Source organism: Pseudovibrio sp. W64 (genome assembly GCF_001623145.1).
In the GTDB taxonomy this organism is placed as follows: Bacteria; Pseudomonadota; Alphaproteobacteria; order Rhizobiales; family Stappiaceae; genus Pseudovibrio.
This window is the reverse complement of the sequence record NZ_LMCI01000009.1, coordinates 126,551-143,633: the sequence shown is the minus strand read 5'-3', so window position 1 is coordinate 143,633 and position 17,083 is coordinate 126,551. Positions and strand designations below refer to the sequence as shown.

The 17,083-nt window shown below is 51.9% G+C and carries 14 protein-coding genes; 2 read left to right on the top strand and 12 right to left on the bottom strand.

Annotated features, from left to right (window positions below; all coding sequences use genetic code 11):
- Nucleotides 1–243: 243 nt before the first annotated feature.
- Nucleotides 244–648 carry an NUDIX domain-containing protein gene (locus PsW64_RS07140; protein WP_063298347.1) on the bottom strand — a complete coding sequence of 135 codons (405 nt, stop codon included), beginning with the start codon at nt 646–648 and terminating at the stop codon, nt 244–246.
- A 526-nt stretch (nt 649–1,174) separates the two neighbouring features.
- Between PsW64_RS07140 and PsW64_RS07135 the strand changes: the two genes are divergently transcribed.
- Nucleotides 1,175–2,110: a metallophosphoesterase family protein gene (locus PsW64_RS07135; RefSeq protein ID WP_082831043.1), complete on the top strand. Its 936-nt coding sequence runs from the start codon at nt 1,175–1,177 to the stop codon at nt 2,108–2,110.
- Nucleotides 2,111–2,189: 79 nt separating this feature from the next.
- On the opposite strand, the gene PsW64_RS07130 is transcribed toward PsW64_RS07135, so the two are convergent.
- From PsW64_RS07130 to PsW64_RS07080, 11 genes are all read right to left on the bottom strand, one after another.
- Complete coding sequence (locus PsW64_RS07130) at nt 2,190–2,819, bottom strand: hypothetical protein (RefSeq protein ID WP_063298348.1); 630 nt, start codon at nt 2,817–2,819, stop codon at nt 2,190–2,192.
- 312 nt (nt 2,820–3,131) lie between these two features.
- A complete protein-coding gene (locus tag PsW64_RS07125; RefSeq protein WP_063303193.1) occupies nt 3,132–3,740 on the bottom strand; it encodes a GNAT family N-acetyltransferase in 609 nt (202 codons plus the stop codon).
- A 94-nt stretch (nt 3,741–3,834) separates the two neighbouring features.
- Nucleotides 3,835–6,009, bottom strand: coding sequence for a flagellar biosynthesis protein FlhA (gene flhA, locus PsW64_RS07120; RefSeq protein ID WP_063303192.1), 2,175 nt, complete (start codon nt 6,007–6,009; stop codon nt 3,835–3,837).
- A gap of 19 nt (nt 6,010–6,028) precedes the next feature.
- Entirely contained in the window at nt 6,029–7,402 is a 1,374-nt protein-coding gene (gene flbD / locus PsW64_RS07115; protein ID WP_057463629.1) for a sigma-54-dependent transcriptional regulator FlbD, read from the bottom strand.
- Between the two features lie 31 nt (nt 7,403–7,433).
- Nucleotides 7,434–7,772 carry a flagellar motor switch protein FliN gene (fliN, locus tag PsW64_RS07110; RefSeq protein ID WP_152986715.1) on the bottom strand — a complete coding sequence of 113 codons (339 nt, stop codon included), beginning with the start codon at nt 7,770–7,772 and terminating at the stop codon, nt 7,434–7,436.
- A 60-nt stretch (nt 7,773–7,832) separates the two neighbouring features.
- Nucleotides 7,833–8,513, bottom strand: coding sequence for a FliH/SctL family protein (locus PsW64_RS07105; protein WP_063303191.1), 681 nt, complete (start codon nt 8,511–8,513; stop codon nt 7,833–7,835).
- Between the two features lie 36 nt (nt 8,514–8,549).
- On the bottom strand, nt 8,550–9,614 hold the full coding sequence (locus PsW64_RS07100; protein WP_063303190.1) for a flagellar motor switch protein FliG: 1,065 nt from the start codon (nt 9,612–9,614) through the stop codon (nt 8,550–8,552).
- Nucleotide 9,615: 1 nt separating this feature from the next.
- Complete coding sequence (gene fliF / locus PsW64_RS07095) at nt 9,616–11,262, bottom strand: flagellar basal-body MS-ring/collar protein FliF (RefSeq protein WP_082831042.1); 1,647 nt, start codon at nt 11,260–11,262, stop codon at nt 9,616–9,618.
- Nucleotides 11,263–11,668: 406 nt separating this feature from the next.
- Nucleotides 11,669–11,947: a CtrA inhibitor SciP gene (gene sciP / locus PsW64_RS07090; protein WP_054784903.1), complete on the bottom strand. Its 279-nt coding sequence runs from the start codon at nt 11,945–11,947 to the stop codon at nt 11,669–11,671.
- A 125-nt stretch (nt 11,948–12,072) separates the two neighbouring features.
- A complete protein-coding gene (locus PsW64_RS07085; protein WP_063290066.1) occupies nt 12,073–12,729 on the bottom strand; it encodes a flagellar hook assembly protein FlgD in 657 nt (218 codons plus the stop codon).
- Between the two features lie 23 nt (nt 12,730–12,752).
- A complete protein-coding gene (locus PsW64_RS07080; protein ID WP_063290067.1) occupies nt 12,753–15,089 on the bottom strand; it encodes a flagellar hook-length control protein FliK in 2,337 nt (778 codons plus the stop codon).
- A 455-nt stretch (nt 15,090–15,544) separates the two neighbouring features.
- Here PsW64_RS07080 and mnmA point away from each other — a divergent pair, with 455 nt between their 5' ends.
- The gene (gene mnmA / locus PsW64_RS07075; RefSeq protein ID WP_063303188.1) at nt 15,545–16,747 is read left to right on the top strand and encodes a tRNA 2-thiouridine(34) synthase MnmA; all 1,203 of its coding nucleotides are present in this window, start codon (nt 15,545–15,547) and stop codon (nt 16,745–16,747) included.
- Nucleotides 16,748–17,083: the final 336 nt, after the last annotated feature.

Below are 17,083 nucleotides of genomic sequence, written 5' to 3'. Positions count from 1 at the left end.
GAGAAGGACGGCACGATGCACCACGCGAGAGCAAGTCCCGCGCGTTCATTCGTCGTCGCTGTTCCCAGCAAATAGCCATAAGGCCCGTACCCCAATTTCTCGGTTCATCGCATGCCAGCGCACACGAAATATAATTTCATCTGACTAACTAACACGCAAATTTTCTGTCGTAAAGCACAAAACTAAGTGCAGATGCGTATTCGTTAGTTGTAGGCCACCGGCACGTAGGCCCTTGAAAAACAACTACCAATAGGGATCAGGCTCAGCTTCACCCGCAATTTCCTGCAGACGACGCAGCGTCGCCGGGCTCACATCATCAGGCAAAGCATCCAACGCAAATAGTTGTAGATCTGAGATTTCCAGAGCCGGTCTTTTCCAGTTCTGATCTTGCTCAGTCAAGCTCACCTTAAAGAGGCCTACATGGTCCCGGCCTGTTCCACCACGGTTAAGATGCATGGAAAGCAATGCCACATCTGGTCCGCATCCATACCCCGTTTCTTCTGCCAGCTCCCTGCGAGCGGCCTCCGCCATCGTCTCCCCGGAATCAACACCGCCACCAGGAAAGTACCAGCCCGGCAGATATTGATGACGCACGAGAAGGACTCGGTTTTCAGCATCAAATGCCGCAACGCGCGCGCCCATCGTCATTCCACGACTCAAAAGAGCCCCGGATTGCACCAGTATATTGATAATTCGCGTCTTTAAGCTTGCCACGTCTGGCCTCACAATCAATATAAAACATTGATATAACAGCACTATATTCTGAAATATCATTCATGCAAAAAGTGCATACCACCCTTGAAAAACTAACACTACACAACCCACAGGATAGGCGTAGAAAGAGATCAAAGAATAAGCATACGCCCAAAAATTAATCAGGGCGGCCCCATCACCTACTTATAATAGACACCCAATCCGCGTTTCCCAGATCGCAGGAGTAACACGTCATGCTTACTAAAGTTCTCGCTCGTTTCCGTCGTACAAAGCGCTTCCATTGGGCACCTGCAGTCAACTCTGCAAACACCCACGACACTGCTGTTTTGCGTCCGTCTTCTTGCCTTTAAGGCAAATTGGAAGTCAGCGTTGCCGATCTGTTAAAGGCGCTTGAGGGTAATTCTCAGAATTAAGGAAAACTCCTTGACCTCAGGCGCAATGCAGCGATGATGCGCAGGCTATGTTTAAGCTTGTACACATATCTGACCCACATCTGGGTCCATTGCCGGACGTTCAGCCAGTCCAGTTGGTCTCGAAGCGCATTCTTGGCTACATAAATTGGCGGCGCAACCGCGCCCATGCAATGACCAACTCTTATCTTGATGCACTGATACGCGATATTCACGCGCAGCAGCCGGATCATATCGCGCTTTGCGGAGACCTGGTCAACATTGCTCTGCCCAAAGAGGTTGCTGGAGCCAAAGACTGGCTCGCAACCGTGGGCTCTCCCGAGACTTTATCCCTGACACCAGGCAATCACGATGCCTATGTCCCAGGCGCTTTAAAGCAAGCCTACGGCGCTTGGCGTCCATACATGCAAAGCGATCCGGGCTTGGGGCTGACACCGCCTCTGGGAACTGATCCGCACTTCCCATTTGCCCGCAGACGAGGCAACGTCACGATTGTTGGCCTCTCCACTGCCAAAGCAACGGGCCCTTTCATGGCCACAGGCCACATCAGCAGCAACCAGCTGCGCGAGCTGGCTGACCAGTTGCGACGTGCAAAAGAGCGCGGTGATTTCCGCGTTGTCATGCTGCATCACCCACCTGTGCGCAACGCGACAGCGTGGTACAAGCGTCTGGTAGGCTCCAGCCGTTTCCGCAACATCATCGCAGAACATGGCGCGGAGTTGGTTCTGCATGGCCACACCCATCGGGCGACCCGTATGGAAATCAACGGGCCGGAAGGTCCGGTGCCTGTGATTTGCGTTCCATCCGCATCAAATGGCCTGAGTGGCCATAAGCCACCTGCTCGCTATAATCTCTTTACCATTGAAAAAGATGGCGACGGTTGGTCATGCATTATGGAAGAACGCGGTTTTACAACAGCAGAAGAAGGCGTGCATCACATCGCACAGCATGATCTGTCCATACCCAGCTTAAGGCAAGCAGCGTAAATCCTGAGCCTAAAACGTGGGGCTCGTTTTCAGATTAAAAGACAGAGAGGCATACTGATGCCTCTCACAAAGACAGCGCTTAGCCCGCAAAAGGGTTCGCATATAAAGCCAGCGCCACAAGACCCGCCGCCCCGATAACAGTTCCCAGCAAAAGCCCGCAGATCAGAATAAAGAAGTCACGCGCTTTATTGCGTTTGACCGCAACAGCTCTGCCTGCATTTTCCTGTTTAAGCTGGTCCAGCCTCTTACCAGTTGGAACATCCTGCTGGCGAATGCGATTGAGCATCCAGTCTGCTTCCAGCGCACGTTCCTTTTCAATAATCCGCTCGGCAATATATTCGGTAATGCAGTCCGCCATGTCGTCGATATCGGCAGTCTCAAGCAACACCATCCGGCCCAGACGGGTCTCCTTCACAAAGCGGTAAGAATGGCGATCACGACCCATTAACACATGACTGGTCATGTCGATCCATAGGCGAGGCTGGGTACCGGGAACGATCTGAAAGGCAAACTGGTCGTCGTCTTCAGGAACTTCCTTGAACACATCAATCAGCTCTTCGCTGAGCAGTTCAAGGCGTGCTTTCTCGCTCTCCTGAAGGCTCACAACAACGTCTGTCCGTTCCATCTCCGCAACACGCACTTTGCGAATACTATCTCTCAGCGACCGCACCTTTTCATGAGGCACAACGTTGTCATGTAGTTCTGACATGGCAGCTCCCGAATATTCGGTTGAACACACCCCGTTTCAACCGCCCCCCAACCTACGTACAACCAATCGGTTTGCGTGCAGCCCTCACACATCTTCCACGATTAATCAAAGGTACATGGTAAAAGGAAACTAACACATCCTAGATAAAACTCTAATGAAACCTCATTAACTGTCCCGTTTTGGGGCACTTTTCCAACACCAACCCTGAGGGGTTTCTGCCGCACAACTCCAAGGTTAGGTGAGAAAACCAATGCAAGCATATGCGTGTCTATCAAGCGAACCGAAAGGTCCAGCCCATCAACCTGCTCTGCCCTATGGCAAAAAAGGAATGTGAGGAGCGCAGGATCGATCAAGAATCTCATTCAGACGCGGATCATCAGCAACTTCAATGGACCGCTTGAATGGCTTAAAGCCACTGCGCAGATAAAATTGCAGTGCCTGTGGGCTATCCCCAGTACATGTGTGTAACCAGAAGCGCTTCACTTCAGGACGAGAGAAAGCCTTGCTGATCGCATGGTTCATCAGCCAGCGGCCAGCACCACCGCCAACAGCGTCTGGTACAAGCCCGAAATAGCTCAGTGTAACTTCATCTTCCTTGGCAACATCCAACTCAAGCATCCCCACAGGCTCACCGTTCTTCATAGCCCAGTAAAACTCATTGGTCGGCTTGCTCAGCGTCGCTTCCAGTTCAGCGTCATTCATCACCAAACGGCCAAACCAAAGCCACGACTCACCCACACGTTTAAAGAGGGCTCTATATTCGGTGATGTCGATCTTGCCGGCCCGTTCCAGCGTAAGGTCAGGACGATCAATCGGTTTGAGAGCAGGCTTCTCCAACATCTCCAGATGCGTCACCACAGTCGCGACTTTGCCTTCTGGCAGGTCTGTGTATCCATCAAGATCCAGTTGAATATGCGCCATACCACTCTCTCAAATTAGGAAGAAACAATGCACTCTGGGTAGCGGGAAGAAGAAAAGGCTGCAAGTGTTCCAATCTCACGAAACACTTGAGATCCTATATGGTTGCCACTGTTTTCAGTCGCGCACGCGGGTGAACTTCGTTTTGGCTCATAACAAACGTATGCGCTCTGAAACGCTCAACAATGGAACGCACGAATGGCCGCGATTGAGCTGAGCATAACAGCACAGGAACTTCACCCTGATTGGCCGCCGCATCATAAGCATCACGAACCAAACCAACGAACTCCTGCAGCTTGGAAGGTGCCATCGCTAGCTGGCGATCATCCCCATCCCCGATAATGCTTTCAAGGAATGCAGACTCCCATACAGGGCTCAGGCTGATCAAAGGCAGATAACCACCGGGCGCCTGATTGGCAGAGCAGATTTGGCGTGCCAGACGAGTACGAACATGCTCCGCAATGGCATTCGGGTTCCGCGTTGAACCAATCGCCTCCGCAATCCCTTCCAGAATTGTTCCCAGATCACGAATGGAAATGCGCTCTTCCAGCAGAGCCTGCAGCACACGCTGAATACCAGAGATGGAAATCTGGGTCGGAACGATATCTTCCACCAGCTTGGATTGCTCTTCATCCAGCTTTTTCAACAGAACCTGAACATCTGCGTAAGTGAGCAGCTCGGAGATATGAGACTTGATGGTCTCCGTCAGGTGCGTAGAAATAACCGTTGCAGGATCAACCACCGTATACCCAAGCAGATTGGCTTCTTCGCGATACTGCGCTTCCACCCAGGTCGCAGGCAAACCAAAGGTTGGCTCTGTGGTATGCGTCCCCGGCAGGCGAACCTGCCCACCAGCAGGGTCCATCACCATAAACTGGTTCGGGAACAGAGAGCCGCCGCCAGCATCCACTTCCTTCACCTTGATCATGTAATCATTCGCGCCAAGCTGAATGTTATCAAGGATACGCACTGACGGCATGATCACGCCCATATCAGAGGCAATCTGACGACGCAGCGCTTTGATCTGCTCGGTAACCTGATCTGTTTCCTGCTTATTACGCCCATTGATGATTGGCAGCAGCGCATAGCCAAGCTCAATCCGCAGCACATCCATTTTCAAGCTGTCGGAAATCGGCGCTTCCTGCGGCTCATCCGGCACTTCAGCTTCAACTTTTGCAGCCACTTCCACCGCTTTTTCGCGAGCATGCTTCTTACTTGCCTGCCGCGCCAGATAACCAGCAGCACCTGCCAATGCCAGGAACGGCAACATCGGCATACCCGGCAGGAACGACAGCACGACCATCACAAACGCAGACATGCCAAGCGCTTTTGGGTAACCAGTAAACTGCCGGACAAGAGCCTTATCGGCCGCACCCTCAACACCCGCTTTAGAAACAAGAATACCCGCAGCAGTGGAAACGATCAGCGCGGGGATCTGAGAAACCAGACCATCACCAATCGTCAGCAGCGTATAGTTTTCGGCAGCTTGAGCGAACGTCAGGTTCTGCTGCATCACACCAATAACGATACCACCAATCACGTTGATGAACGTGATCATCAGACCGGCAACCGCATCACCACGCACAAACTTGGAGGCACCATCCATGGAGCCGAAGAAGGTGGATTCAGATTCCAACTCTTTACGACGGGTCCGCGCAGTCTCCTCATCAATCAGGCCAGCACCCAGATCCGCATCAATCGCCATCTGCTTACCGGGCATTGCATCCAGCGTGAAGCGAGCAGAAACTTCTGCGATACGGCCAGAACCCTTTGTAATAACGATGAAGTTCACAATAACAAGGATTGCAAAGACGATAATCCCGATCACGAAATTACCGCCCATCACAAAGCTACCGAACGCTGCAATCACATTGCCGGCTGCGTCAGCTCCTTCATGCCCGTGCGCCAAAATCAGTCGCGTCGACGCCATATTCAACGACAGTCGCAACATGGTCGCAATCAACAACACAGTCGGAAATGCGGAAAATTCCAGCGGTTTCTGAATGAACAGCCCCACCATCAGGATCATCACGGAAAAGATGATCGAAATCGCGAGAAACATGTCCAGAAGCATCGCAGGCATCGGAACAATGAGCATCACGAGGATGACCATCACACCTGCAGCAAGCCCAAGGTCGCCTTGCTTTATGGCGCCCCAAAGGTCTTGGAAAAAGGCTGAACCACCAGCTGCACCTAGTCCGGGCACGCGAGCAGCAGAAGGAGCGTTGTCGCCTCCCCCTTGAGCTGCCTTTGTATTTGTCTCTTCAGACATCGCCGCGCCCTATCCGTTCTTATGCGTCTGCAGTGCCAGCACGTGCTTCGCCTGGCCCTGGAACCTCAACACCTTCTTTGGTGTAAAGGTTCAACTTGTTGCGAAGCGTGCGGATCGAAATGCCAAGGATCTTTGCAGCATGCGTACGGTTCCCCAGACAATGATCCAGCGTATCCAAAATGAGATCACGCTCCACATCAGCAACAGTACGCCCGACCATATCGCGCGAAACGGCTTCAGCTGCATGGGCCGCGCGCGAAGCCGTTTGCTGTCCAGCCCCCATGGCAATTGGAGATCCATCCGGCATGCGAATAGCGTCTGCATCAATCTCGCTACCAGAGGAAAGAAGAACAGCGCGGTGCATGGTGTTTTCCAGCTCGCGTACATTTCCTTTCCATTGGTTGGCCAACAGAAGCTGACGACCTTCCTGAGAAACCGGCAGTGCCTTAGTACCATTCGCCTTGGCATAAATTTCAATGAAGTGACTTGCCAGCTCCAGAATATCTGCTGGCCGCTCTCGCAGCGCCGGCAGTTTCAGGTTCACCACGTTCAGGCGGTACAGCAAATCCTCGCGGAAGCCACCATTGCGCACTTCCTCAGCCAAATCACGGTTGGACGTCGCGATGATGCGAATATCGACCGGTACCGGACGACTGCCTCCAACACGGTCAATCACCCGCTCCTGAATAGCCCGCAACAACTTGGCTTGCAGACGAACATCCATCTCGGAAATCTCGTCAAGCATCAAGGTGCCGCCATTGGCTTCTTCAAACTTACCAACACGGCGCGCAACAGCTCCGGTAAAAGCACCCTTCTCGTGGCCGAAAAGCTCGGATTCAAGAAGATGCTCAGGAATTGCAGCGCAGTTGATGGAAATAAACGCCTTATCAGCACGACTGGACTTGCTGTGCAGGAAGCGGGAAATCACTTCCTTACCGGATCCGGACTCACCCGTAATCAGAACCGATGCATCAGATGGAGCCACCTGCTCTGCCAGCTTGATCACACTCGCCATGGCCGCGTCGCGATAGATCAGGTCTTCGCGCTCTTCCGTAACAGCCGCCAGCACAGCAGCAATCAGCTCCGGATCAGGAGGCAACGGAATGTATTCCTTTGCTCCAGCCCGAATGGCAGACACAGCCGCGCGCGCATCCGTTCCCAACCCGCACGCAACGAGTGGCACATGGATACGCTCGCGTTCTGTCAGTTCCACCAGCTGACCAATATCTTCATTGACATCAACCATCAGGAGATCCGCACCCTGACCAGAACGCAAGACTTTCATGGCCTCAGGAACGCCAGGCGCATGGGTAACAGATGCTCCCCGCTCCATCGCGATCTTGGTTGCGGTCGTCAGCTGACCGCCAAGGGTCCCAACGATCAAGAGCCGCATGTCAGTTCCTTTCCAGTACGCCCCATGACAATCACTTATCCGCCTTGATGATTTCAGTCATGGTGACACCAAGCTTATCTTCCACGAGCACAACTTCTCCGCGCGCGATCAGCCTGTTATTCACGTAAACGTCGATTGCCTCGCCCACCTTCCGGTCGAGTTCCATAACGATCCCGGTATCCAAATGCAAAAGGTCGGAAACCTTCATCTTTGTATGCCCAAGCACAGCAGCCAGTTGGACCGGAACATCAAAAACAGCTTCCAAATCCTCAGCTGCTTTAATGCCGCCTGCACCTTCTTCATCCAGGCCACCAGCGCGCTGGGTACTCTGGTGTTGGTCCAGCACCATTCCCTGTTCATCACTGCTCATAATAAACCTTTCTGATCCCGCACCGGCCATAGCCAGCACGGTCATAGGCAAAAACTAAAATCACGCTGCTCGACTGGCCCGCTCGCGGGCGTCGAAATGAGATTTTATGACTTGTTCAATATGCTCAACCGTCTTCCGACGATCACGAATAATCCCGCCATCCGGCCATTCAATCCGGCAATCACCGCGCGACATGCTCTCTGACTTCACAACATGCACTTTGCCCTCAAAGCTGCTGTTCAAAACCAGACCGTCAACCATGTCTTCCAGCGCATGCGTATCTTCTGTCGGCACCTCAATCAAAATCTGAGGGATCTTGCGCAGAGGAGCCAAACATTCAGCAAGCAACGCCACAACTTCAGCAAGCGGCTCACGCGCAATAAGGTGACTACAAAGACGGCGCGCAATCAGAAAACACATAGAGACCAGGTTCTGCTCTTGAGCGCGGATCTGGCTTTCAAGATCACCCAGAGCAACTTCAAGTCGCTCCCGCAACACCACCAGTTCTTCCTGTGCACTCAGCTTCTGTTGCTCGGCAATGGCCTGCCGGGCCTGCATCTCACCACGAACAAACGCAGCCTCTTCAGCTGCTTTTAAAAGCTGCTTGTGCTCAGCAACTGTAATAGTAGGCTCCAGCGGAAGGACGTCTTCGACTGTTGCTGCGGTCTCAGCCTCATCGATCGATTTAGTATCAAACAAAAAGCGTCGCCGCACAGCACCTTGAGGCATCACAGTAACCATCAGCGAGCCTCCGGAGATCGCGAAGAAAAGGAACGATTAGTAAACAAACTCTTCCTCTCCTTTCTTCTTGTTAATGCTGATTTCACCAGTGGCTGCCAAATCTTTCGCCTTCAGTACAAGTGAGCTTTGCGCCTCATCTACATCGTGTAATCGAACTGGTCCCATACCTTCCATGTCCTCCTGAAGCATTTTTGCTGCACGCGATGACATGTTGGCCGTAAAGAACACAACAGCAGTTTCAGAAGCTCCTTTGAGAGCCATGGCCAGCTGATCCTTCTCAACATTGCGAAGCAAGGTCTGACAGGCAGCGGAATCTAGTTTCAACAGGTCCTCGAAGGTGAACATCAAATTGCGGATACGCTCTGCAGACTCACGGCTATCTTCTTCCAGCGCGGCCAGAAAGCGGCCTTCGGTCTGCCTGTCGAAATTATTGAAGATGTCGGCCATCATCTCGTGGCTATCACGACGGCTGGTCTGAGACAGGTTCGACATGAACTCGACCCGCAATGTCTGCTCAACCTTCTCCAGAATATCCTTCTGAATAGACTCCATGCGCAACATGCGGTTCACCACATCCAGCGCCAGCTCTTCATTCAGCAGCGCAAGAACGCGAGCCGCATGGTCACTTTGGATTTTGGAAAGAACCACTGCAATGGTCTGCGGATACTCATTCTTCAGATAGTTTGCCAGAACGTTTTCAGGAACGTTGGAAAGCTTCTCCCACATGTTCCGACCTGCAGGACCTCGAATTTCCTCCATAATGATCGCAACACGATCAGTTGGCAGGAAAGAGTTCAGCAGGCGCTCTGTAACGTCTACGTTGCCGTTCAACGCGCCACGAGTGGAAAGCCGCTTTAGGAAGTCTACAAACAACTCTTCCAGCATGGTCGGTGTAACAGGACCCAAGCTCGCCATTGCGCTGGAAACCTGACGCACTTCAATTTCATCCAACCCAGCCCAAATGGCCTTCCCATACTCCTGCCCAAGCGCCAAGAGCAGAACGGCTGCGCGCTCTGCTCCTCCAAGCTCTCGTTCAGCTATTCCGGATGAGACTGATAAGGCTTGTGCTGTCGATTCCTGCTGCTGTATCTCCTCACTCATCCTACGCTGCCTCGTTCAACCAACCGCGAACGATATTGACCGCTTCGCTCGGAGAATCTTCAATCAACTCACTTATTTGCTGAATTGAGCTTTGATGGAGAGCTGCCTGCATTTTGGCATCTTCAATCCATTCTGCTGTTGGCATTTCAGAAGGAACCTCCTCCATTTCACCAACAACACCTCCAATTTGCGCAGGGCCCTCAGCGACCAATGTGCCATCTGGCAGCATCTGAACACCGCCTTCTGCCGCCGCCGCTCTCTCTTCTTCTTTAGCAAGAATACGCTTCATCAGCGGAGAGACTGCGAAGATCAACAGCAAGATGGTGATCACAAACAGAACACCCAACTCAGCAAATTTCATGATGTCAGCACGTGTAAAGTCGAACAGCCCACCTTCGCTATCACCAAAGTCCTGAAGAGGAGCTTCGACAAAGCGCATGTTGACCACTTCAACATTATCACCGCGATGTTTGTTAAAGCCAACAGCAGTTCGAACCAGAGTAGCAATTTGCTCCAGCTCATCTTTACTGCGCGGTTGATAGGTCTGCGTGCCATCCTCGCTGGTTGTGTAGGTACCATCAACCAGAACCGCTACAGACAGCCGTTCCAGACCACCTGCTTCATAGATCTCCGTCACTGTACTCTTGGAAATCTCGTAGTTCAGGATTTCCTCAGAAACATTCGAGGCATCCTTGGACCCGGTTGCACTGCCAGCTGCGTCTGTATTCGGCAGCTGGTTGCCAACAGAAACCGTCTCCTCACCATTGGTGGAAGATGCATTCTCTTCTTTACTCTGAGAAGAACGCAACACCTGCCCATCAGGATCATACAGCTCCTGTGTCTCAGTTTTGCGGTTATAGTTGATTTCTGCAGCAACCCGAACACGAGCGCGACCGGTTCCAACGACGTTATTGAGGATCTCTTCAACCTGTTGCCGCAGGCGAGCCTCCATTGTCGAACGTCGTTCATCCAGCGAAGAGCCACCAGCAAGCCCTTCTTTATCGCCGGTTCCGCTGGCAAGCAAAGTGCCGCGCTCATCAACGATAGAGACGTAGGAAGGTTCCAGTCCTTCAACTGCCGTCGCAACAAGATGCTGAATGGCACGGATCTGCCCACCAGACAAAGAACCCTGCACCTTAATTGCAATCGAAGCTGTTGGCGGTTCCCGATCACGCTGGAACAACTGCTTTTCAGGGATCACCAGATGAACACGCGCAGAAGAAATCCGGCCAATGCTGCGAATGGTTCTAGAAAGTTCCCCTTCAAGAGCTCTGAGGCGGTTCAGGTTCTGCACAAAACTGGTTGCACCGAGCGTATCTGTCTTGTCGAAGATTTCATAACCAACACCACCGCCGGATGGCAGGCCAGCTTCCGCCATTGTCATACGCAGACGATGAACGTTCTCCTGAGGGACAAGAACACTACGTCCGTTGACACCCAACTCATAAGAAACACCTTGAGATTCAACCTGACTAACAATCGCTGCAGCATCTTCAAGAGTAAGGTCCGTGAAGAGTGGCACCATCTGCGGTGCTGTCGCGCGAACAATGATGAAACCGAACAGACCGATCAACGTAACAGCCATCGCCCCCATCGCTGCCAGTCGCGCGGGCCCAAGTCCTTTCAAGAAGTCAAGGATTCCACTCACAGTTGCCGCCCCGTACGTTCAAATCGCTCATTCAAAATGTACCAGCAATACTCTCAACACCTTGGAAATCGGTGTGAATTGCCCCTGATTTGCTGGTAGGTAAAAATTGCCCGCCTTAGAGTTAACAAAAGGTTAATAAAACCCTAATAATCGGTAAACGGGAAATCTACCCACAAAGAAGCACTGTGGAATATCGCAGGAAAGGCCTTTGACTAGGCTTTTGAAGAGTCGAATGAATCTTGTGCGGCCTGTTCGGCAAGTTTTGCCGAAGCAGTTAAGACATCATGGTTAATCTGTAAAATTGTACAAAATGTGGCTTCCACATACAAAAAGGCCGGCTGAGACAGCCGGCCTTTTCAGAACCTCAAACCTGTTTGGGTATTACACCCTTTTTGCCTGAAGCTTACTAGTTGCTGCGATAGTCCTGAACGCGTGTAGCGCGCAAGCCGGCTAAACCGTGTCGGTCTATCGAGTTCTGCCAAGACAGAAACTCTTCAACCGTCAAAGTATACCGGTTACATGCTTCATCCAGAGACAACAAGCCTCCACGCACAGCCGCAACCACTTCAGCTTTTCTCCTGATAACCCACCGCTTAGTAGAGGTAGGAGGAAGATCCGCTATCGTCAGAGGGCTCCCATCGGGGCCGATGACGTATTTTACTCGTGAACGTATATGTTCGGTCATTCTACTCTCACACAAACCATGACCAAGCTGAGGATGAGAATAGAACAAGGCGCTTAAAATTTGGCTAAGCCCCCATCAATGTTTTGGTAAGATTCATAACCGGGGATCTTAGTGGATATTAACTACTACAGAATTCCATTGACTCCAGTGACCTCACCCACGGGAATTTTAAGATCCCCCATGTGCAGAATAATATCGCCAGTGCTGAAGTCCACGGCGTCCACTTTCCCTTTCACTTCGGTCTGAACAGCGAAAGGCTCGCCATTGGCATCCTGAGTAATAATATCAATGGAATAGGCGCCATCACCAGCTTTTGTGCCGTTTGTCGCCACACCATCCCATTCAAAAGTGTTGTCACCTATTTTCAGATCAATCTCTTCCTGATAAACCTCAGCACCCTCACTATTTTTAACAGTGATGGTCGCCTTGCCTGCAGAAACGGCATCAAGATTCCAAGAAGCTTTGTCATCCTTGAGCTGCGCAGTCGCGCTCTGAGCAGTCACTTCCTTACCGATATAGTTTACAAACTGACTCGCACTTTGCGTTTTGAGCTGAGTCAGCTGCTCCTCTAATTTCTCAGTAGTTGCAACCTGTTGCTCAACCATCGTGTATTGAACCAGCTGATTCGTATATTCAGCCGAATCGAGAGGCTCCAACGGATCCTGGTTTTGCACCTGCGTGGTCAGCAATGAAATAAACAGATCAAAGTTTGCATTGATGCTGTTCTGGGTGCTTGCGCCAGAGGAGTTTGCATTCGGTGTCAGTGCATTAATTGTAGTCATTGTCTATTTCCTCATGCGCGGCATCAAACCGAGATATCCAGTCCACCAGCGCGGGCAGCACTATTTAAATTATTGTGTGCGAGATAATTTTCTTCTGGCAACTCAGCACCTTCTGACGCTCGATCCAGCTGTCCGACATTTGCCTGTCGGTTCTCTTGCTGATCTGAAGTCTGCGAGCCACGCCCTCCAAGTGAGAACTGAAGAGAGCTCTTATCGCTTTCGATTCCAGCTTCCTGAAGAGCCTTCTCCAACCCGCGTTGATCTCGCTGCAGAAGTTCAAGAGTTTCAGGCCTCTCAACGATCAGATGCGCGCGTACGCGGCCATCCTTGCTAAATTCCAGAGAAACATCGACCCCACCCAACTCTTTTGGGTCAAGCCGGATTTCAAAACGATCAACGCCGCCACTTGCCTGTCGGGCAATCTCAGGCCACACAGCATTCGCAACATTCCTCAGCGTAGAGGTTGGCAGAGAGCCCATTGAACGGAATGCAGTGTCAGAACGTGCAGCAGTACTGGAGATTGCTTCAGAACTTTCCCAATCAAGCTCAGCTTCAGATCCATCCAACGGACCAGCTGCAAGCCCCCAACCGATTGCCGTTGTTGAAGCAACCTGCTCATTTGCCTGTGGCACCTTCACCTGAATGCTGACAGAGGGCGTAGTACTTTTCTTGTCAGCGGATACTGCCTGCTCTGTAGGCTTGTTCAGTGCATTGGTAAGCTCATCGGCCTCTGGAGCATCATTAACCTCCGTGACGGATTCAGTGCTCGCTGTCGCTTGCACAGCTCCGCCAGCAGTTTTGTCTTTCCCAACCAACGGGGTCGCAGCAGTCGTCACAGCACCAGTCCGGCTCACCTGTTCCGCAGAACGGACACCCGCTTCATTCTCTTGAACAGAAGATACATCAACAACCTTTTGTACCTGCGAAGCTTGGCCAATCTTTTCTGAAGGCACATCAGGCTTGGAAGTCACATTCGGGAAAATGATATCACCATCACCTTCAACAGATGCGGTCTGCACCGCACGCTGTTGATTGCCGACAAAGCTTGAACCAGCACGATCAGTCTGCCGGACAAGCACAGGCTTTTCTAAGGAAGCGTCTGCATCACCTTCAATGGCATCAACAAGAACATCCCCGCGAGAAGACTGAACAGCTCCCTTAACCTCTACAGATTGCGGCTGAACAGGTTCGGATTGAACTTTGACGCTCTTCACGTCTTGCGCTGTTGCTAGCTCACTGACCTGACGACCAACAACAGGTTGCGATGACCGAACATCCGCTTCACCCGCGGCACGATCCGGTACAGCGGTCTTTTCGGCAGGAGCGCTGACTGAATTAGCGACAGTGTCGTCGCTACCGCTCTCTGAAGCCGTGATAACACGATTACCAACTGCATTGGCGACTTGCTCTACCTTAGCCCCATTGCTCGCTGGCTGAACTTGCGGTGAAGCAGCAGAACTCTGGGACTTCTCAGATACGCCTGAAGAACGTGCAATCAGCTCAGGAGAAACCTTAGCCACTTGACCTGAATTCGGGAGTTCCAGTGCATTTAACTGAGGCTCAGTTGAACCACCTTGCTTAACAACAGCACCCTGCTGATCGGACGTCACACGCTGCTGCGTATCTGAAGCATTGCGAGCGTTTCCTTTAGATTCCTGCACAGTTCCAGCGACGTCAGTCTCTTGAGCAACAGCTCCAACCTGAGCCGTTACCTGTCCATCATCCGCCTGCGGCAAGATCTGCCCACCACGCTCGGCCTGCTGTAAAGCACCAAGATTTACAACAGCACTCTCTACTGTCTTGGAAGAGATGGCCTCGCCCTCACCCACAATAGGAGAAGCGTTTTGAACATTAGCGACCGGCTGAGTAACTTTCGCTTCGCCTGCTTTCTCCGCTAAGGCTGGCTGACTGCCTGCCTCCTGGACATTTTGTGGCAAGGCAACAAAAGGCGCTTTCGCTTTCCCTTCGCCGCCATTGAGAAGAAGCGCTTCATCATTAGTTGTCGCAACTGCCCCCAATCCCGGAACCACACCAGGCACTGGCAACTGAGAAACAGTGGAAAGCGGCAGTTCACCAGCCAAACCAACAACCGCACTCTCCCCATTTTCATCCTTGATGAGATTTGGGCTCAAAACCGAGAGATCACCGCCAGTCGTTAAAGCTCCAGAAAAGAGATCCACCGCAGTTGCCGCTGCACCATCTCCCTCAGAAGCTTTGGCGAGAAGACCGGAGAAAGTATCGGCATTTTGGCCGAGCACACTCTCACCAAGCAGCGCATTACCACCTTGCCCCACAACGGGGCCTAAAGGCGTTTGCGGCTGAACAGGACCGGCTAAACTCAGCAAAGCAGATTGCGACATATATTCCTCAAACTACGCAGCACACGCCATCAGCAACGATGGTCAAGACATCTTGCGCGCAGATATGCAATTAGCGGGCCAGCCACAAAATCAAAAATATATAAGCATTTTCAAATAGATAAACTCAACTCAACATTTCAAAGAACAGGCCACAAGATCACTTATTGCCCCCGCCTCGGCAACAAATGCCCAGCAAGTAAAAACATCAATCAAAAAGATTGGCCTTCCGTCGAGTTTTAGGTATATTCCCGCCAACTAGCACGCTCGAAGCGTACGCATGCGAAGCGTTTAAAAGAGAGCCCGCGTTTAGCCATCGCCAGAGCGCAGCAAGCACTAAGCAAGCAAAAGAAACTAATCTGCGCTTCAGACTTCAATGTCTCCCAGGATTGAAATCTGCTCGTGATGTTATAGATACGGCTCTCACTTAAACGCGCCTACAGGATGAGGTAATTGGAATGCTAAACAGTCTTGGCCTGCCCGGCCGCCCAAAAGACACACGGGTGGTTGTTGCCATGTCAGGCGGCGTTGATTCATCGGTTGTTGCCGGAATGATGAAACGCGAAGGCTATGATGTGGTCGGCGTCACTCTACAGCTCTACGATCATGGCGAAGCAATCCAACGCAAGGGCGCTTGCTGTGCCGGGCAAGACATCCACGATGCCCGCCGTGTCGCAGAAAAACTCGACATTCCGCATTACGTGCTGGATTATGAATCCCGCTTTAAAGAGCAGGTCATCGAACGCTTCGCGGACAGCTATATCAATGGCGAAACACCGATTCCATGCGTAACATGTAACCAGACCGTCAAGTTCAAAGACCTACTGGAAACGGCAAAGGATTTGGGCGCTGATGTTCTGGTCACAGGTCACTATGTCCGTACAGGCGTGGAAGGCAATCAGCTTGCCATGTTCCGTCCTGTCGATCTGGACCGTGACCAAAGCTACTTCCTGTTCGCAACAACCCAGGAACAGCTCGATTTTCTGCGCTTCCCACTAGGTGGCATGACCAAACCAGAAGTCCGCGAACTTGCACATGAGTTTGGATTGGCAATTGCTGACAAGCATGACAGTCAGGACATCTGCTTTGTGCCAGAAGGCCGCTACACAGACGTTATTGCCAAGCTTCGCCCACACGCGGCAGAACCAGGTGAAATCGTGCATGTAGATGGCCGCGTTCTTGGCCGGCACAACGGCATCATCCATTACACCATCGGTCAGCGCCGCGGTATTGGTGTTGCAACAGGCGACCCTCTCTATGTTGTGCATCTGGATGCAGATGGACGACGCGTGATTGTCGGTCCGCAAGAAGCATTAGCAACCCACAACCTGCTGCTGCGTGAAGTGAACTGGATTGGCCCAGGTACGCTGGACGATCTGCCGGAAGACGGCATCACAGTTTATGCAAAGGTGCGTTCTACCCGCCCACCGACAGAAGCAATTTTGCGCAAGAGTGGCGAAAATGTTTTTGTCGAGCTGGTAGCAGGCGAATTCGGCGTAGCCCCAGGACAGGCTTGCGTCTTCTTCGACAAAGACGGCCAGGAAGCGCGTGTTCTCGGCGGCGGTTGGATTCAGCGTGCTGAAAAGCAGGAAGGCGCAGAAGCAGCCCTCAAAGCACTACTCGGAAAAGGCTGGGAAGCAGCAGGCTTTCCTGCAGGCTAACGCATTGCCAAACTGACCGAATTATTCAAAACGCCCCGCCTGACCTGATCGTCACCGGGGCGTTTTTTTTTGATCTCTCAAGCCTGTACCTTGCACAGCTTCAATACAACACCGCTCCACAAATCCCAGAAAAGCCACTCCGACATTTCCAACTTGGTAAAAAATGAGATTTTCTTGTTCCTGACAACTGCAACTGGCAGTTATTGCTCTATGAAATTGGCATTAACCCTAGGTTTTCATGGAGTTTTTCACAAGAGATCATATTTCCACAAAACTTACCCAAGAACGCTTGACGCCACCCCTCTGGGGCCTTATACACCCCTTCACAGCGCGGCG